This is a genomic window from Streptococcus oralis (assembly GCF_019929365.1).
Taxonomy (GTDB): Bacteria; Bacillota; Bacilli; order Lactobacillales; family Streptococcaceae; genus Streptococcus; species Streptococcus oralis_BT.
This window is the reverse complement of sequence record NZ_JAHZPH010000001.1, coordinates 575,110-592,907: the sequence shown is the minus strand read 5'-3', so window position 1 is coordinate 592,907 and position 17,798 is coordinate 575,110. Positions and strand designations below refer to the sequence as shown.

The 17,798-nt window shown below is 41.6% G+C and carries 23 protein-coding genes; 22 read left to right on the top strand and 1 reads right to left on the bottom strand.

Translation table 11 applies throughout. The features are described 5' to 3' along the window. Positions 1 to 32: 32 nt before the first annotated feature. On the bottom strand, positions 33 to 1,061 hold the full coding sequence (queA, locus tag K1I53_RS03015) for a tRNA preQ1(34) S-adenosylmethionine ribosyltransferase-isomerase QueA (RefSeq protein ID WP_025170825.1): 1,029 nt from the start codon (positions 1,059 to 1,061) through the stop codon (positions 33 to 35). A gap of 147 nt (positions 1,062 to 1,208) precedes the next feature. On the opposite strand from queA, the gene K1I53_RS03010 reads away from it, so the two are divergent. The 22 genes from K1I53_RS03010 (at position 1,209) to phoU (ending at position 17,673) form a co-directional block, all read left to right on the top strand. After that, entirely contained in the window at positions 1,209 to 1,916 is a 708-nt protein-coding gene (locus tag K1I53_RS03010) for a glucosamine-6-phosphate deaminase (protein WP_000864605.1), read from the top strand. A 105-nt stretch (positions 1,917 to 2,021) separates the two neighbouring features. After that, the gene (locus K1I53_RS03005) at positions 2,022 to 2,639 is read left to right on the top strand and encodes a class I SAM-dependent methyltransferase (protein WP_223328204.1); all 618 of its coding nucleotides are present in this window, start codon (positions 2,022 to 2,024) and stop codon (positions 2,637 to 2,639) included. Positions 2,640 to 2,652: 13 nt separating this feature from the next. Next, entirely contained in the window at positions 2,653 to 3,276 is a 624-nt protein-coding gene (locus K1I53_RS03000) for a Type 1 glutamine amidotransferase-like domain-containing protein (RefSeq protein ID WP_223328203.1), read from the top strand. A 157-nt stretch (positions 3,277 to 3,433) separates the two neighbouring features. Next, complete coding sequence (gene rpsU, locus K1I53_RS02995) at positions 3,434 to 3,610, top strand: 30S ribosomal protein S21 (protein WP_000048054.1); 177 nt, start codon at positions 3,434 to 3,436, stop codon at positions 3,608 to 3,610. Positions 3,611 to 3,740: 130 nt separating this feature from the next. Next, positions 3,741 to 4,676, top strand: a complete 936-nt coding sequence (gene hprK, locus K1I53_RS02990; protein ID WP_038805477.1) for an HPr(Ser) kinase/phosphatase — start codon at positions 3,741 to 3,743, stop codon at positions 4,674 to 4,676. Beyond that, on the top strand, positions 4,669 to 5,457 hold the full coding sequence (lgt, locus tag K1I53_RS02985; protein ID WP_223328202.1) for a prolipoprotein diacylglyceryl transferase: 789 nt from the start codon (positions 4,669 to 4,671) through the stop codon (positions 5,455 to 5,457). Before hprK ends, lgt begins: the two co-directional genes overlap by 8 nt. Next, entirely contained in the window at positions 5,458 to 5,841 is a 384-nt protein-coding gene (locus K1I53_RS02980; protein WP_009730340.1) for a DUF948 domain-containing protein, read from the top strand. A gap of 15 nt (positions 5,842 to 5,856) precedes the next feature. Continuing rightward, positions 5,857 to 6,255, top strand: a complete 399-nt coding sequence (locus K1I53_RS02975; RefSeq protein WP_223328200.1) for a YtxH domain-containing protein — start codon at positions 5,857 to 5,859, stop codon at positions 6,253 to 6,255. Between the two features lie 73 nt (positions 6,256 to 6,328). Beyond that, on the top strand, positions 6,329 to 7,459 hold the full coding sequence (gene hemW, locus K1I53_RS02970; protein WP_223328197.1) for a radical SAM family heme chaperone HemW: 1,131 nt from the start codon (positions 6,329 to 6,331) through the stop codon (positions 7,457 to 7,459). Positions 7,460 to 7,463: 4 nt separating this feature from the next. Next, on the top strand, positions 7,464 to 8,201 hold the full coding sequence (locus K1I53_RS02965; protein WP_223328195.1) for an acyl-[acyl-carrier-protein] thioesterase: 738 nt from the start codon (positions 7,464 to 7,466) through the stop codon (positions 8,199 to 8,201). Positions 8,202 to 8,211: 10 nt separating this feature from the next. Further along, positions 8,212 to 8,985, top strand: a complete 774-nt coding sequence (locus K1I53_RS02960) for a TIGR01457 family HAD-type hydrolase (RefSeq protein WP_223328193.1) — start codon at positions 8,212 to 8,214, stop codon at positions 8,983 to 8,985. Beyond that, on the top strand, positions 8,975 to 9,595 hold the full coding sequence (locus K1I53_RS02955) for a TIGR01906 family membrane protein (protein ID WP_223328192.1): 621 nt from the start codon (positions 8,975 to 8,977) through the stop codon (positions 9,593 to 9,595). The genes K1I53_RS02960 and K1I53_RS02955 overlap by 11 nt, the downstream gene beginning before the upstream one ends. 197 nt (positions 9,596 to 9,792) lie before the next feature. Beyond that, positions 9,793 to 10,194 carry a Spx/MgsR family RNA polymerase-binding regulatory protein gene (locus tag K1I53_RS02950; RefSeq protein ID WP_004246303.1) on the top strand — a complete coding sequence of 134 codons (402 nt, stop codon included), beginning with the start codon at positions 9,793 to 9,795 and terminating at the stop codon, positions 10,192 to 10,194. Continuing rightward, positions 10,195 to 10,473: a UPF0223 family protein gene (locus tag K1I53_RS02945; RefSeq protein WP_001041959.1), complete on the top strand. Its 279-nt coding sequence runs from the start codon at positions 10,195 to 10,197 to the stop codon at positions 10,471 to 10,473. Beyond that, on the top strand, positions 10,463 to 11,236 hold the full coding sequence (locus K1I53_RS02940) for an inositol monophosphatase family protein (protein ID WP_223328190.1): 774 nt from the start codon (positions 10,463 to 10,465) through the stop codon (positions 11,234 to 11,236). Before K1I53_RS02945 ends, K1I53_RS02940 begins: the two co-directional genes overlap by 11 nt. Further along, positions 11,237 to 12,541 (top strand): RsmF rRNA methyltransferase first C-terminal domain-containing protein, encoded by a 1,305-nt coding sequence (locus K1I53_RS02935; protein WP_223328188.1) that lies wholly within the window; start codon positions 11,237 to 11,239, stop codon positions 12,539 to 12,541. It begins immediately after the preceding gene. A 212-nt stretch (positions 12,542 to 12,753) separates the two neighbouring features. After that, positions 12,754 to 13,632 (top strand): phosphate ABC transporter substrate-binding protein PstS, encoded by an 879-nt coding sequence (locus K1I53_RS02930; protein ID WP_223328186.1) that lies wholly within the window; start codon positions 12,754 to 12,756, stop codon positions 13,630 to 13,632. After that, positions 13,632 to 14,549 (top strand): phosphate ABC transporter permease subunit PstC, encoded by a 918-nt coding sequence (gene pstC, locus K1I53_RS02925; protein WP_001070950.1) that lies wholly within the window; start codon positions 13,632 to 13,634, stop codon positions 14,547 to 14,549. Before K1I53_RS02930 ends, pstC begins: the two co-directional genes overlap by 1 nt. Further along, positions 14,539 to 15,423 carry a phosphate ABC transporter permease PstA gene (gene pstA, locus K1I53_RS02920; protein WP_223328184.1) on the top strand — a complete coding sequence of 295 codons (885 nt, stop codon included), beginning with the start codon at positions 14,539 to 14,541 and terminating at the stop codon, positions 15,421 to 15,423. Before pstC ends, pstA begins: the two co-directional genes overlap by 11 nt. A gap of 10 nt (positions 15,424 to 15,433) precedes the next feature. Further along, positions 15,434 to 16,237 (top strand): phosphate ABC transporter ATP-binding protein PstB, encoded by an 804-nt coding sequence (pstB, locus tag K1I53_RS02915; protein ID WP_000049851.1) that lies wholly within the window; start codon positions 15,434 to 15,436, stop codon positions 16,235 to 16,237. 12 nt (positions 16,238 to 16,249) lie between these two features. Next, positions 16,250 to 17,008, top strand: a complete 759-nt coding sequence (pstB, locus tag K1I53_RS02910) for a phosphate ABC transporter ATP-binding protein PstB (RefSeq protein WP_000138670.1) — start codon at positions 16,250 to 16,252, stop codon at positions 17,006 to 17,008. Positions 17,009 to 17,019: 11 nt separating this feature from the next. After that, on the top strand, positions 17,020 to 17,673 hold the full coding sequence (gene phoU, locus K1I53_RS02905) for a phosphate signaling complex protein PhoU (RefSeq protein WP_061453756.1): 654 nt from the start codon (positions 17,020 to 17,022) through the stop codon (positions 17,671 to 17,673). Positions 17,674 to 17,798: the final 125 nt, after the last annotated feature.

Genomic DNA, 17,798 nt, shown 5'->3' with positions numbered 1-17,798 from the left:
TAAAATTTCCTAAAGAAATGACGGAGCTATTTTTAATAGATAAACATGGCATCACCGAAACTGAAGAAACGGTAGCGTTCTTGAATAGCATGGTGGTAAGCATCTAAGACTAATTCACGGCCTGCAAAGGCAGAAACCAACATGACGAGGGTTGATTTGGGCAGGTGGAAGTTGGTTGAAAAAGCATCCACGACCTTCCATTCGTAACCAGGTTTGATAAAGATATTGGTCCAACCAGAATCTGCTTGGATTTGCCCATTAAACTTGGAACCGATGGTTTCCAGTGTGCGGATAGAAGTGGTTCCTACAGCGATGACGCGACCTCCATTTTCCTTAACAGAGCGAAGGGTGGCAGCTGCTTCCTCAGAAAGTTGGTAGAATTCGGAGTGCATTTCGTGTTCGTCCAGATTGTCAACAGAAACGGGTCGGAAAGTTCCGAGTCCGACGTGCAGAGTGAGATAGACTAGATGGACACCCTTGGCTTGGATTTCTGCTAGCAGTTCTTTGGTGAAGTGCAGTCCAGCAGTCGGTGCAGCAGCAGAGCCACTTTCCTTAGCGTAGACCGTTTGATAGCGTTCACGGTCATCTAGTTTTTCATGGATATAAGGCGGTAATGGCATTTCACCTAGACTTTCCAAAACTTCTAGGAAAATTCCTTGGTATTCAAAGCGGACAATGCGGCCACCGTGTGTCAATTCCTCCGTAACGATAGCGCTGAGACGACCATCACCAAAGCTGACACGAGTACCGACCTTGAGGCGTTTGGCAGGTTTGGCTAGGACTTCCCACTCATCACCAGCAGTATTTTTGAGAAGGAGAAGTTCCACATGGCCTCCTGTCTCCTCTTTTTGACCATAGAGGCGGGCAGGGAGAACACGGGTGTCGTTCATGACAAGAGCATCTCCAGGTTCCAGCATATCGATAATGGAGTGGAAGTGCTTATCCTGAAATTCTCCCGTTTCTCGGTTTACGATGAGGAGTTTGGAGGCATCTCGTTTTTCAAGGGGCGTTTGGGCAATCAATTCCTCTGGCAAGTGGAAATCAAAATCAGCTGTATTCATATATCTGTTCATTCTTTCTAAGTTCTAATCTTATCCATTATAACACGTTTCAAGTTTGGACGCTCTTTTTTTGGAAATTAAATCGTTTTCACTTGACAAAAATTGGTCTATACCATATAATAAATATAGAAATATGGAGGATATAAAATGAAAGTTATAAAAGTTGAAAATCAAGTCGAAGGTGGAAAAGTAGCTTTTGAGATTTTGAAGGAAAAATTGGCCAATGGTGCTCAGACTCTAGGACTTGCGACAGGAAGTAGCCCGCTTGAATTTTACAAGGAAATCGTTGAGAGTGACCTTGATTTTTCAAATCTAACCAGTGTAAACCTCGATGAGTATGTAGGGCTTGATGGGGACAATCCACAGTCTTACCGTTACTTTATGCAAGAACACTTATTCAACCAAAAACCATTTAAAGAAAGCTTCTTACCCCGTGGGATTAAGGACAATGCTGAAGCTGAAGTGGAACGCTACAACCAAATTTTGGCTGATCATCCAGTTGATCTCCAAATTTTAGGAATCGGTCGCAATGGACATATCGGCTTTAACGAACCAGGCACTCCATTTGACAGTCAAACGCATCTAGTAGAACTTGATCAATCTACTATCGAAGCCAATGCTCGCTTCTTTGACAAGATTGAAGACGTTCCAACTCAAGCCATTTCAATGGGGATTAAAAATATCTTAGATGCCAAGTCAATTATTCTCTTTGCTTATGGTGAGTCAAAAGCAGAAGCCATCGCTGGAACAGTATCAGGCCCAGTAACTGAAAGTCTACCAGCAAGTAGCCTCCAAAACCACCCTGATGTGACTATTATCGCAGATGCAGCAGCGCTCAGCTTACTTGAAAAATAAAAATTACAAGAACCACTTGCTCTTTGGAGTGAGTGGTTTTTTACTTCAAATGTTCACTATCCTGCTAAAGTGGTATAATATAGCTATACAGGGGAGACTCGAACTTTGATTTATATAATCGGTTTTATTTGTTTTTTACTTTTAATGTTACTGTTTTCTCGTCTCATTCAGCAATCAAAGAATCCTTCGGGCTTTCTAGGAAAACGAATGATGAAATTGTGGAATCAAACCTATCTCCCCATGTTTGTATGGGCAATTCGTCATCTGGATAGGACATTTTACCCTGCAATCTTAGATGTAGGAGTTGGGAATGGTCGTTCAACCATCCTGCTGAAAGAAACTTTTCCGCAAAGTACCATAACTGGAATCGATATTTCAGATACTGCAATAGCTCAAGCCAAACAGGTAGAGATGACTAATCTAAATTTTGAACGAAGGGACGTTAGGGAGACAGGCTTTTCTGATGAAAGTGTTGATTTAATCACAGCCTTTCAAACTCATTTTCATTGGCGGGACCTAGAGGCTTCTTTTATGGAACTTCGAAGAATACTCAAATCAGACGGGCTACTCTTACTGGCTTGTGAATATAACAAGTTGTCTTACTTTTTACCAGAGATCCAAAGCGAAGAAGCATTTAGAAGATTCTTGTTGCTAATAGGGTTTGAGCTCGTAACTAGTCAAAGAAAGGGATCGTGGATCCTTTATAAAATTGTTAAACATTAATGGAGGTACAATCATGAAACAATTATTTTTATGTTCATACTTTGCTGGTGTCAAAAAGCTTTTTAGCGATTATGCAAAGGAAAAGAATCTAGAAAATAAGGTTTTATTTATTCCTACCGCTGGGAATAAAGAGGATTATACTGCCTATATCGATGAGGCTCAGCAAACATTCAGAGATTTAGGCTTTGAGATAGAGGTTCTGGATATTGCTTCTTGTGATAGAGAAACCGCGCAGGCAAAGATTTTCCAAAGCAAGATTCTTTATATCTCAGGTGGAAATACCTTTTATTTGTTGCAAGAATTAAAGAAAAAACAACTCCTATCTCTTATCAAAGAACAAATAAGAGATGGGCTGATCTATGTGGGAGAATCAGCAGGGGCTATCATTACCTCCAAGGATATTGACTACAATAAGCTCATGGATGACAAGACGGTAGCGAAAGAGTTATCAGATACAACGGGATTGGATGAAGTGGAGTTTTACATCCTTCCACATTATGGTGAGGAGCCTTTTACTGATAGTAGCAAGAAGACCTTTGAAACCTATAAAAATCAGCTCGACTTAATGCGAATGAACAATTCACAAGCTGTTATTGTAAATGATAAAGAAATAAAAGTTGTTTCTGAACAGGATTAAAATAATTTTTTTCGCTATTATGACATCTATTCTAATACGTTATCTCTTTTAAAAAGAAAAGGGAAGATAATATAAGTTTATGGCAGTTTTTCCCTTGACATTTATTCATTTTACGTGTAGAATAGAATAGATCTTGAACTTGAAGGGAGTGAAAAAAATGTCTAAAACAGTAGTACGTAAGAATGAATCTCTTGACGATGCACTTCGTCGTTTCAAACGTGCGGTTACTAAAGCTGGTACTCTTCAAGAAACACGCAAACGTGAATTCTATGAAAAACCTTCTGTAAAACGTAAACGTAAATCAGAAGCAGCTCGTAAACGTAAAAAATTCTAATTAGAAATGAAAGGCTAGAGAAATCTAGTCTTTTTATTTTTAAATAAATACTGTAAATCCTGCAAAAAAAGGAAACTTCCAACTACAATTTGATATAATAGTAAGGAGAACTCGATTGAAGGAGGAAATTATGTCGGTTTTAGTAAGAGAAGTAATTGAAAAGCTCAGACTAGATATTGTCTATGGTGAAGGAGAATTGCTTGAAAAAGAAATCAACACTGCGGACATTATGAGACCCGGTCTTGAAATGACGGGCTATTTTGATTACTATACTCCAGAACGGATTCAACTGTTAGGGATGAAGGAGTGGTCTTATTTGGTCGCTATGCCTGCCCATAACCGTTATCAAGTTCTGAAGAAAATGTTTCTACCTGAAACACCTGCTGTCATCGTTGCTCGTGGCTTGGTAGTGCCAGAAGAAATGTTGAAAGCTGCTAGGGAATGTAAGATTGCGATTTTAACCAGTCGAACATCAACCAGTCGTTTATCTGGAGAGTTATCTAGCTACCTTGATTCCCGTTTGGCTGAGCGTACGAGCGTGCATGGTGTCTTGATGGACATCTATGGCATGGGCGTCTTGATCCAAGGGGATAGTGGTATCGGTAAGAGCGAGACGGGTCTTGAGCTTGTGAAACGTGGACACCGTTTGGTAGCAGACGATCGTGTAGATATCTTTGCCAAGGATGAAATGACCCTTTGGGGAGAGCCCGCTGAAATTTTGAAGCATTTGCTTGAGATTCGTGGAGTGGGTATTATTGACGTGATGAGTCTCTACGGAGCAAGTGCTGTAAAAGATTCTTCACAAGTTCAGTTGGCTGTTTACTTGGAAAATTACGATACCCATAAGACCTTTGATCGTCTAGGAAACAATGCTGAAGAACTCGAAGTTTCTGGTGTAACGATTCCGCGTATCCGCATTCCAGTAAAAACAGGACGCAATATCTCTGTTGTTATTGAGGCGGCAGCCATGAACTATCGCGCTAAAGAAATGGGATTTGATGCGACGCGTTTATTTGAAGAACGCTTGACTAATCTCATCTCCAAAAATGAGGTGAAAGATGATTAATCCAGTTGCATTTGAAATCGGTCCTTTTTCCATTCGTTGGTATGCCCTGTGTATTGTTGCAGGCTTGGTCTTGGCTGTCTACCTTGCTATGAAAGAAGCTCCTAAAAAGAAAATTCTATCAGATGATATTTTGGATTTTATCCTGATTGCTTTTCCGGTAGCTATTTTAGGTGCTAGATTATACTACGTACTCTTTCGCTTAGATTATTATCTTCAAAACCCAGGTGAAATCATCGCTATCTGGAATGGTGGTTTGGCGATTTATGGAGGTTTGATAGCGGGGGCTATTGTCCTTTATATCTTTGCAGATAGAAAGCTGATCAATACTTGGGATTTCTTAGATATTGCAGCACCGAGCGTCATGGTTGCCCAGAGTTTAGGGCGCTGGGGAAATTTCTTTAACCAAGAAGCCTACGGTGCAGCAGTAGATAGTCTGGATTATTTGCCAGGCTTTATCCGTGACCAGATGTACATTGATGGTAGCTACCGTCAGCCGACCTTCTTATATGAGTCGGTTTGGAATCTGATCGGTTTTGCTTTGATTTTGATTTTTAGACGAAGATTAAAGGGAATCAGACGTGGTCAGATCACTGCTTTCTACTTGATTTGGTATGGCTTTGGTCGTATGATTATCGAAGGGATGCGGACGGATAGTCTCATGTTCTTTGGTCTGCGAGTTTCCCAATGGTTATCAGTTATCCTTATCGGACTCGGTATTTTTATCATACTTTATCAAAATCGAAAGAAAGCCCCTTTCTATCATACAGAGGAGGAAAAATAAATGTTAGAAGTTGCATATATACTTGTTGCGATTGCTTTGATTGTCTGTTTAGTCTATTTGACAATCACGATTCAAAAAGCAGGTCGTATGATTGATGAGACAGAGAAAACCATCAAAACATTGAGCTCAGATGTGAACGTTACCTTGCATCAGACCAATGAATTGTTGGCTAAGGTCAATGTGTTAGCAGACGATATCAATATCAAAGTTGCGACGATTGATCCACTTTTTACAGCTGTGGCGGACTTGTCTGAGTCAGTATCTGACCTCAATCAACATGCGCGTGTCTTGGGTAAAAAAGCCTCATCTGCTGGTTCAAAGACCATTAAAACAGGTGCAGGCTTGTCCGCTCTTCGTGTCGCAAGTAAATTTTTCAAAAAATAAAAAAGGAGAAATCTTATGGGAAAACTATCCTCTATCCTTTTAGGAACAGTTTCAGGCGCAGCTCTTGCTTTGTTCTTAACCAGTGACAAGGGCAAGCAAGTTTGTAGTCAAGCTCAGGATTTTCTGGATGATTTGAGAGAAGATCCAGAATATGCTAGAGAACAGGTTTGTGAAAAACTAACAGAAGTGAAGGAACAGGCAACTGACTTTGTGCTGAAAACAAAGGAACAAGTAGAATCTGGTGAAATTACTTTTGATAGTGTCCTTGACCAAGCTAAAAACTGTGCTCGACAAGCGACAGAAGCGTCAAAGGAAACCTTTAACAATCTCAAGGAGCAATGGCAAGAACAGTCAACAACTCCAGACGTCGCTGAAGATCAAGAAGAAATTATCATCAATATTACTGAAGTATAAAGTATCACCATCTCTAGTTCTTGGAGATGGTGATTTTTATCTGCAAGCCTGTCTTTGTGGTATAATAAATACTATGCAGAAAAAACCAACGTCCGCCTACGTGCATATTCCCTTTTGCACACAGATTTGTTATTATTGTGACTTTTCAAAGGTCTTTATCAAGAATCAACCAGTAGATAGTTACCTGGAGCATCTGCTAGAGGAGTTTCGTTCTTATGATATCCAAAAGTTACGAACTCTCTACATTGGAGGTGGGACGCCAACGGCTTTGTCCGCTTCGCAATTAGAAGTGCTCCTGGATGGCTTGACTAAGAACTTGGATTTGTCAGTTTTGGAAGAATTAACCATTGAGGCTAATCCAGGCGACTTGGACGCGGATAAAATTGCGGTTTTGAAACAGTCGCCAGTTAATCGTGTTTCCTTAGGTGTGCAGACTTTTGATGACAAAATGCTGAAAAAGATTGGGCGTAGTCATTTAGAAAAGGATATTTATGAAAATATCGACCGCCTCAAACTCGCTGGTTTTGATAATATCTCCATCGATCTAATCTATGCTCTACCTGGTCAAACTATGGCTCAGGTCAAGGACAATGTAGCTAAGGCTATCTCGCTTGATATTCCTCATATGAGCCTTTATAGCTTGATTTTGGAGAATCATACGGTCTTTATGAACCGCATGAGACGTGGGAAATTGCCTTTGCCTAAGGAGGAACTTGAAGCTGAGATGTTTGAGTACATCATCGCAGAGCTTGAGCGAGCTGGTTTTGAGCATTATGAGATTTCCAATTTCTCTAAACCCGGATTTGAAAGTCGCCACAATCTCATGTACTGGGACAATGCCGAGTATTATGGTATCGGTGCGGGTGCTTCAGGTTATGTGAACGGGGTACGTTATAAAAACCACGGTCCTATCCGCCACTATCTCAGTGCGGTAGAGGCAGGAAATGCTCGGATAACAGAAGAACACCTGAGTCAAAGGGAGCAGATGGAAGAAGAAATGTTTCTGGGACTCCGCAAGAAATCTGGGGTTTCCATGGCACTATTTGAGGAAAAATTTGGACGGTCCTTTGATGGACTTTATGGCGAAATCATCAGAGACTTGGTTCAACAAGGACTCATGCAGATCGACGGTGATCGTGTCCGAATGACAAAGAGAGGTCTCTTCTTGGGAGACACTGTAGCAGAACGATTTATTTTGGAGTAGAACAATGGGCTTAACTTATCAAATGAAAATGAAAATTCCTTTTGATATGGCAGACATGAACGGTCATATCAAACTTCCAGATGTGATTTTACTGTCCTTGCAAGTATCAGGGATGCAATCAATCGAGATAGGTGTTAGCGACAAGGATATGTTGGAGCGTTATAACCTAGTCTGGATTATCACAGACTATGATATCGACGTAGTTCGCTTGCCTCGCTTTGCTGAAGAGATTACGATCGAAACGGAAGCATTGACTTACAATCGTCTTTTTTGCTACCGCCGTTTCACTATCTATGATGAAGCAGGTCAAGAAATCATTCGCATGGTAGCAACCTTTGTTCTCATGGACAGAGACAGTCGTAAAGTCCATGCTGTCGAACCGGAAATTGTTGCTCCTTACCAGTCTGAGTTTGATAAAAAACTCATCCGTGGGCCAAAGTATGCAAATCTAGAAAACTCGATCAGTAAAGACTACCATGTTCGTTTTTACGACTTGGATATGAATGGTCATGTTAATAACAGTAAATACCTGGATTGGATTTTTGAGGTTATGGGAGCAGACTTTTTGACCAAGTATATTCCAAAGAAAATCAATCTCAAATATGTCAAAGAAGTGCGACCAGGTGGCATGATTGCTTCAGCTTATGAACTCAAGGGGCTAGAAAGCAAGCATGAGATTATCAGTGATGGCGAGATCAATGCCCAAGCTATGATTACGTGGCAAGAAATTGAAGGCAATTAGAAAGGGCGATATGGCTTATAAAGGTTATTTAATTGATTTAGACGGAACCATTTACAAGGGGAAAGACCGAATCCCGGCAGGAGAGGCTTTTGTTCATGAGTTGCAAAAGCGAGAAATTCCTTATCTCTTTGTAACCAACAATACAACTCGTACTCCTGAGAGCGTTCAAGAGATGTTGGCTCAGAATTTTAATATCAACACGCCTCTATCGACGGTTTACACAGCGACTTTGGCAACCATCGACTATATGAATGACTTGGGACTAGAAAAGACAGTCTATGTCATCGGCGAAGCTGGGCTCAAGGATGCCATTCAGGCTGCTGGTTATGTGGAAGACAAGGAAAGTCCAGCCTATGTGGTAGTTGGACTGGACTGGCAAGTAGACTATGAAAAATTTGCTACGGCAACTCTTGCCATCCAAAAGGGTGCCCACTTTATCGGAACCAACCCTGACCTCAATATCCCGACGGAGCGTGGTCTTTTGCCAGGTGCTGGTTCACTAATTACACTTCTTGAAGTAGCAACACGAGTAAAACCAGTTTATATTGGGAAACCAAATGCTATCATCATGGACAAGGCGGTTGAACACTTAGGTTTGAAAAGAGAAGAATTGCTCATGGTTGGGGACAACTACCTGACAGATATCCGAGCAGGGATTGACAATGGCATTCCAACGCTCTTGGTGACGACAGGTTTTACCAAGGCAGAAGAAGTGGCGGACTTGCCGATTGCACCAACTCATGTGGTTTCTAGCCTTGCGGAGTGGAATTTTGATGAAAACTAAACTGACCTTTTGGGGAAGTATGCTCTTTCTCCTCTCCCTTTCTATTCTCTTAACCATTTATCTGGCTTGGATTTTCTATCCCATGGAGATTCAGTGGCTGAACTTAGCGGATCGAGTCTATCTAAAGCCCGAAACCATTCAGTACAACTTTCATATCTTGATGAATTATCTGACCAATCCCTTTAGTCAGGTCTTAGAGATGCCGGATTTTCGTTCATCAGCGGCAGGTCTACACCACTTTGCGGTGGTGAAGAATCTCTTCCACTTGGTTCAGCTAGTTGCCCTAGTGACATTACCAAGTTTCTATTTCTTTGTTAGAAAAATTGTAAAAAAAGGCTTTTTGCCCCTATATCGTAAAAGTATCCTGGCTCTAGTGTTATTGCCTCTGGTCATCGGCTTTGTAGGAGTGTTGATTGGTTTTGAGCAATTCTTTACTCTCTTCCATCAGATTCTCTTTGTGGGAGACGATACCTGGCTTTTTGATCCCGCAAAGGATCCCGTTATTTTGATTTTACCAGAGGCCTTCTTCCTCCATGCTTTCCTTCTCTTCTTTGGACTCTATGAAAGTTTCTTTGGTTTTCTTTATTTGAAAAGTCGTAGAATACTTTAATGTGTTGCATTGATAAAACAGAGATGAAGTTAAAAATTCTTACAAGGAGTGAATTAACTTCATTGGAATTGAGTAATTCGTTCGCATACAGTCTATTTTTCTAGAAAAAAATATGCTTTTTTCTAGAAATTGCTAGTCAAGCGCTTTATTTTTTTGTATAATAAGAATAGCAAAGTATAGATAAAGAAGAGAAAAGCATGATTACACTATTTTTATCACCGAGCTGTACATCATGTCGTAAGGCAAAGGCCTGGTTAGAGACGCATAAAGTTCCTTTTGAGGAGCACAATATTATGACCAGTCCTTTAACAAGAAAAGAATTACAACACATTCTTTCCTTGACCGAAAATGGTACTGATGACATCATTTCAACTCGTTCAAAAATTTTTCAAAAATTGGATATTGATGTAGAGAGTATTTCGGTATCGGAGTTGCTTCAGTTGATTGAGCAATATCCTAGTCTTTTGCGTCGCCCAATTATTATAGACACCAAACGTATGCAGATCGGTTTTAATGAAGATGAGATTCGTGCTTTTCTCCCTCGTAGTTACCGTAAACAAGAATTGAAAGAAGCAACATTGAGAGCTGGTATTGGATAGATGAACAAACAGTATAGTTACCCACTAGATTTGTCGTGGAGCACTGAAGAACTTGCTTCAGTGCTTTCTTTTTTTAATGATGTTGAAGCTGCCTATGAAGACAAGGTAGAAGCTAAAAAACTGCTAGATTCCTATAAGGAATTTAAGTCTGTGGTCCCGAGCAAAAGTGAAGAAAAGCGCCTAGGTCGCGAATTTGAGACGGCTAGCGGTTATTCCTTCTATCATGCAGTTCAATTAGCAAAAGAAAAAAGAGAAGGGAAGATTTCTCTTGGAAACTAAATTTGAATTTGCTAAACAGATTGTGCAGGAAGCTGCTGAGTACATTTTGGCCCACATGCAAGAAGATTTGCAGGTTGAGCGAAAGTCTTCCCCTACAGACTTGGTGACGCGTTTGGATAAGGAGGTTCAGGATCTCTTAGTTCAGAGAATTTTGGCATCTTATCCAGAAGACTTGATTTGCGCGGAAGAGGGCTGTTTACGTGCTGCAGCCGGTCAAGGTTCCGTTTGGGTGATTGATCCCATTGACGGTACCAATAACTTTGTTGCCCAGCAGGAAGATTTTGCAGTTATGTTGGCCTATTTTGAAAATGGGGTTGGGAAATTTGGTATCATTTATGATGTCATGAAAGGGGATTGTTACCATGGTGGTGGTGCTTTTCCTCCCTATCGTAATAATGAGCTCTTACCGACTTTTAAAAAGAAGCCTCTTAGAGAATTTTTAGTGGCTGGTAACTCAGCTATGTTTGAAACCAATGAGTGGGGCTTGGCAGATTTGGGTCGAGCAGCGTTGGGAGTCCGTGTTTATGGTAGTGCGGCCATTAGTTTTGCCAAGGTTTTATCGGGTCGTCTTCTGACTTATATTACCTACTTGCAGCCATGGGATTACGCTGCGGCCAGTATCTTAGGGGAAAGTCTGGGTTATCGCCTTCTTACGGTATCAGGTGAGCCTGCTGATTTTAAAACACGCCAGCCAGTCATGTTTGTGCCAAGCGATATGCAAGAAGAGATTCAGTCCTACATTTATGAAAGGAAAGAAAATTAAATGCAATTTCCAGAAGGATTTGTTGAAAAATATGAAGCGATACTAGAAGATGAGGCAAGAGATTTTCTTGCCTCTTTTAAACAGGAAGCAGTTTCGGCTTTTCGGGTCAATCCCTTAAAAGAAAGTCAGTTATCGTTTGCTGATGCCATTCCCCATACACCTTGGGGGCATTATGGTAAGGTCTCTGGAAAGTCTCCAGAGCATGTGACAGGTTTCGTTTATTCGCAAGAGCCTGCAGCCCAAATGGTGGCCCAGATAGCTCAGCCCCTTCCTGGTATGAAGGTATTGGACTTGGCGGCAGCACCAGGTGGGAAATCCACTCAATTGGCAGCTTACCTGGCTAATCAGGGTGTCCTTGTTTCCAACGAAATTTCAAGCAAGCGGGCTAAGATTTTAGTGGAAAACATGGAACGGTTTGGAGCTACAAACGTAGTCGTGACCAATGAGTCTGCGGACCGCTTAGCTAAGGTGTTTAAAGGCTATTTTGATGTGATTGTCCTTGATGCTCCTTGCTCGGGTGAAGGGATGTTCCGTAAACAACCAGATGCCATGGACTATTGGAACCTCGACTATCCGAGCCAATGTGCCAGTCTCCAAAGAGAGATTTTAGAAGATGCAGTCACTATGCTAGCAAAAGGTGGCCGTCTTGTTTATTCAACCTGTACCTGGGCGCCAGAGGAAAACGAAGAGATCGTTCGCTGGCTACTAGATGCTTATGATTTTGAACTGCTTCCAGTTGAGCATGTGAATGGTATGGTAGCAGGAATTGATCTTCCTGAAACGGCTCGGATGTACCCTCATCATTTTAAGGGAGAAGGTCAGTTTGTTGCCCATTTGCAGTTTAAGGGAGAAAATCCAGCACCCAAATTCAAAGCCAGCAAGATCAATCTCAGTCGCGAACAGCAGAACTTGTGGCAAGAATTTGCCCAAAAACATCTCAAAGTAACACTAACTGGCCTTCTACAAACTTTTGGAGACCAACTCTATCTCTTGCCAGAGATGCTACCTGATCTAGGGAAACTTAAAATTGCCCGAAATGGACTTCATCTGGGGACTTTTAAGAAGAAACGCTTCGAACCAAGCTTTGCTCTGGGATTAGCCTTGAAACCAAGCCAAGTAAAACAAAGGGTCGAAATCAATGATGAGGACTTTGTAAAATATGTGGCTGGGGAAACAGTTCAGCTAGCTGAAAGTCTACCAAATGGCTGGTATCAAGTTCTGGTTCATGGAAACGGTCTGGGCTTTGCAAAAGTTACTGGAAATGTTTTGAAAAATTATTATCCAAAAGGCCTCAGATTCAAGTGAAAAAGCTAGTCAAAGAAGATTTTCTATGTTATATTGGAAGTATGAGTTTTTTCTGATAGTCTTTCATTTTTACTTATATTATGTGATGAACTGACTGGTCCTCAAGGGGCTTCCAGTCTATAAATCGTAAACCAAATCTCATCATCACTGATTGACATGATAGGAACTGAAAGAAATCAGAACATTCATCATTATGTTCAAGGAGAAAAACAGTGAAAAAAAGAAAAAAGCTCGTCCTATCTCTTGCGACACTTTTGCTTGCAGCTTCTCTAGTGGGATGTGCAAGCTGGATTGATCGTGGAGAAACCATGACAGCCGTTGGTTCAACTGCCCTTCAGCCTCTGGTCGAAGCCGCAGCAGACGAATTTGGTTCAAAAAATATCGGAAAAACAGTCAACGTTCAAGGTGGTGGTTCGGGAACAGGACTTTCTCAAGTGCAGTCAGGAGCGGTTGATATAGGCAACTCTGACGTTTTTGCTGAGGAAAAAGATGGTATTGACGCTTCAGCGCTTGTGGACCATAAGGTTGCAGTAGCTGGTCTAGCAGTGATTGTGAACAAGGAAGTAGATGTTGAAAATCTCTCAACCGAGCAACTTCGTAAAATCTTCACTGGTGAAGTGACTAACTGGAAAGAGGTTGGTGGCAAAGACTTAGCTATTTCGATTATCAACCGTGCAGCAAGTTCTGGTTCGCGAGCAACCTTTGACAATGTCGTAATGAATGGTCAAGCTGCTATGCAGAGCCAAGAACAGGATTCCAATGGGATGGTTAAGTCGATTGTCTCCCAAACTCCTGGAGCCATTTCTTATCTTGCCTTTGCCTATGTGGATGACTCGGTCAAGACCATGAAGCTCAATAGCTATGAGCCGACAACTGAAAATGTAACGACCAATAACTGGCCTTTGTGGTCTTATGAACATATGTATACACTTGGTCAGCCAAATGAGTTAGCTGCTGAATTCCTGAATTTCGTCCTCTCAGATGAAGCTCAAAATGGAATTGTTAAGGGAATGGGCTATATCTCTATCAATGAAATGAAAGTCCAAAAGGATGCTTCAGGTACCGTTACAGCAGTAGAAGGAGGTCAATAATGAATCAAGAAGAATTATCTAAAAAATTACTCTCTCCTTCAAAGAACTCTCGTCTTGAGAAGTTCGGTAAAGGATTGACCTTCACTTGCCTTTCTTTGATTGTTATCATTGTGGCCATGATTTTGATTTTTGTAGCGCAAAAAGGCTTGTCGACTTTCTTTGTTAATGGAGTGAACATCTTTGATTTCCTCTTTGGACAAACTTGGAATCCTTCGGGAAAACAATTTGGTGCCCTTCCGATGATTTTGGGTTCCTTTATTGTGACGATTTTATCAGCCCTCATCGCAACTCCTTTCGCTATCGGAGCTGCAGTATTTATGACAGAAGTCTCACCAAAGGGTGCAAAAATCTTGCAACCAGCCATTGAACTTCTCGTCGGTATTCCTTCAGTCGTCTATGGATTTATTGGTTTGCAAGTTGTGGTGCCTTTTGTTCGTAGCATCTTTGGTGGAACTGGTTTTGGGATCTTGTCAGGTATTTTCGTTCTCTTTGTCATGATCCTACCAACTGTAACCTTTATGACAACAGACAGCTTGCGTGCTGTTCCTCGGCATTACCGTGAAGCTAGTTTAGCTATGGGAGCCACTCGTTGGCAAACTATCTGGCGTGTGACCTTGAAAGCAGCACGTTCAGGTATTTTCACTGCAGTGGTCTTTGGGATGGCGCGTGCCTTCGGTGAAGCCCTTGCTATTCAGATGGTTGTCGGAAACTCAGCAGTTATCCCAACCTCGCTAACAACACCAGCTGCGACGTTGACATCTGTACTGACTATGGGTATCGGAAATACCGTCATGGGAACGGTTGATAATAACGTTCTCTGGTCACTGGCCCTAGTCTTGCTCTTGATGAGTTTAGCCTTTAACAGTGTGATTAAGTTGATTACGAAAGAAAGAGGAAAGAAAAACTATGCACGCTAAGAAATTAGATAAACTTGCAACAGCTGTCCTCTATACCATCGCGGGTATCATCGTGACCATCCTGGCGTCCTTGATTCTATATATCTTGGTGAGAGGGTTACCACACATCTCTTGGTCCTTCTTGACTGGGAAATCTTCCTCCTATCAAGCTGGCGGAGGTATCGGGATTCAGCTTTATAATTCCTTCTTCCTTCTGGTTATTACCCTGATTATCTCTGTACCATTATCTATGGGGGCTGGGATTTTCCTAGCTGAATATGCAAAAAAAGGACCTGTGACCAATTTTATTCGTACCTGTATTGAGATTTTGTCTTCTCTACCGTCAGTCGTTGTAGGTCTCTTTGGTTACTTAATCTTTGTAGTCCAGTTTGAGTATGGATTTTCCATTATTTCTGGTGCCTTGGCCTTAACGGTCTTTAACCTGCCTCAGATGACTCGGAATGTCGAAGATAGTTTGAGACACGTTCACCATACACAGCGTGAGGCTGGCTTGGCTCTTGGGATTTCTCGTTGGGAGACAATTGTTCATGTTGTTATTCCGGAAGCCCTACCAGGTATCGTAACGGGTGTTGTCTTGGCATCTGGCCGTATCTTTGGTGAGGCCGCCGCTCTTATCTATACGGCAGGACAATCTGCTCCAGCCCTTGACTGGTCTAACTGGAATATCCTCAGTGTTACTAGCCCTATCTCGATCTTCCGTCAAGCAGAAACCTTGGCGGTCCACATTTGGAAAGTCAATAGTGAAGGAACCATTCCTGATGCTACCATTGTATCTGCTGGTTCTGCCGCCGTGCTCCTCATCTTTATCTTGATTTTTAACTTTGGAGCACGCAAACTCGGAAGCTACCTACACAAGAAATTAACCGCTGCCTAAAGGAGAAGCCATGTCAAAATATAACTGGGATGAAAAGCATATCATCACCTTCCCTGAAGAAAAAGTGGCCCTCTCAACCAAGGATTTACATGTTTACTATGGTAAAAATGAATCCATCAAGGGCATCGATATGCAATTTGAAAAAAATAAAATTACAGCCTTGATTGGTCCTTCTGGATCAGGGAAATCTACTTATCTTCGCAGTCTCAATCGGATGAATGATACTATTGATATTGCCAAGGTCACAGGTCAAATTCTCTACCGAGGGATTGACGTCAACCGTCCAGAAATCAATGTCTATGAGATGCGCAAGCACATCGGAATGGTCTTCCAACGGCCAAATCCATTTGCCAAGTCTATCTACCGCAATATCACTTTTGCCCATGAACGTGCAGGAGTTAAGGACAAGAAAGTCCTTGATGAAATTGTAGAAACCTCTCTACGACAGGCTGCCCTCTGGGATCAGGTAAAAGATGACCTCCACAAATCAGCCTTGATGCTTTCTGGTGGTCAGCAACAACGTCTCTGTATCGCTCGCGCCATCTCTGTTAAACCAGATATCCTCTTGATGGATGAGCCAGCATCAGCCTTGGATCCGATTGCGACAGCCCAGCTTGAGGAAACCATGCTGGAGTTGAAGAAGGACTTTACCATCATTATCGTTACCCACAGTATGCAGCAGGCTGCGCGTGCAAGTGACTACACAGGATTTTTCTACTTGGGCGATTTGATCGAGTATGATAAGACATCCAATATTTTCCAAAATGCTAAGTTACAGTCGACCAATGACTATGTAACAGGACACTTTGGTTAGAAAGGAAACAGCATGACAGAACCGATTTTGCAGGTTAAAGACCTGTCCGTTTATTACAACAAAAAGAAGGCCTTGAATAGTGTTTCCCTTTCTTTCCAACCCAAGGAAATAACCGCCCTCATTGGTCCGTCAGGTTCAGGGAAGTCAACTCTTCTCAAGGCCATCAACCGCATGGGAGATTTAAACCCTGAGGTGACAACAACTGGGACAGTGATTTATAATGGTCACAATATCTACAGTCCTCGCACAGATACGGTTGAATTGCGTAAGGAAATCGGCATGGTTTTCCAACAGCCCAATCCATTCCCTATGTCTATCTACGAAAATGTTGTTTATGGACTGCGTATCAATGGAGTCAAGGATAAACAAGTCCTTGATGAAGCAGTAGAAAAGGCCTTGCAACGTGCTTCTATCTGGGATGAGGTTAAGGACCGTTTGCATGATTCGGCCATTGGTCTCTCAGGAGGTCAACAGCAACGTGTCTGTGTTGCCCGTGTTTTGGCAACTAGCCCGAAAATCATCCTCTTAGATGAACCAACTTCAGCCTTGGATCCTATCTCGGCTGGTAAGATTGAGGAAACCTTGTATGGTCTAAAAGACAAATACACCATGCTCTTGGTAACGCGTTCCATGCAGCAGGCTTCTCGTATCTCTGATAAGACAGGTTTTTTCCTAGATGGAGATTTGATCGAGTTTAATGATACGAAGAAGATGTTCCTTTCCCCTCAAAACAAGGAAACAGAAGATTATATTACAGGAAAATTTGGATAAGGAGTTGAAAGATGTTACGATCTCAATTTGAAGAAGATTTGGAGAAATTGCACAACCAGTTCTACGCTATGGGACAAGAAGTGCTCTCACAAATCAATCGTACAGTGCGTGCCTTTGTCACTCATGACCGTGATTTGGCAAAAGAAGTTATCGAGGAAGATGCAGAGATAAATGAATATGAAGTGAAACTAGAAAAGAAATCATTTGAAATGATTGCTCTTCAACAACCTGTTTCACAAGACCTTCGTACTGTCTTGACAGTTCTCAAGGCCGTATCCGATTTGGAACGCATGGGAGATCACGCGGTGTCAATTGCGAAAGCAACTATTCGCATGAAGGGAGAGCAACGTATCCCCGCCGTTGAAGAAGAAATCAAAAAGATGGGACGCGACGTGAAAGACTTTGTCGAAGCAGCTCTAGATCTTTATCTGAACGGTTCTGTGGATCAAGCATATGAAGTAGCGGCGATGGACGAAAAAATCAATCATTACTTTGATAGCATCCGTGATTTAGCTACAGAGGAAATCAAGAAAAATCCTGAAGCTATTGTTACAGGCCGTGATTACTTCCAAGTCATTTCCTTCTTGGAACGAATCGGAGACTACGCAAAAAATATCTGTGAATGGGTTGTTTACTTTGAAACAGGTAAAATCGTCGAACTCTAAGAAATGGTTTAAATATGCAATAAAAAAGGCTAATCAACTAAGATTAGTCTTTGTTTTTGAATAAAAAGGAATTTTTTTGAAATGAAAATTCTGAAAATGTTGACAAGTATTTTCAAATAAGTTAT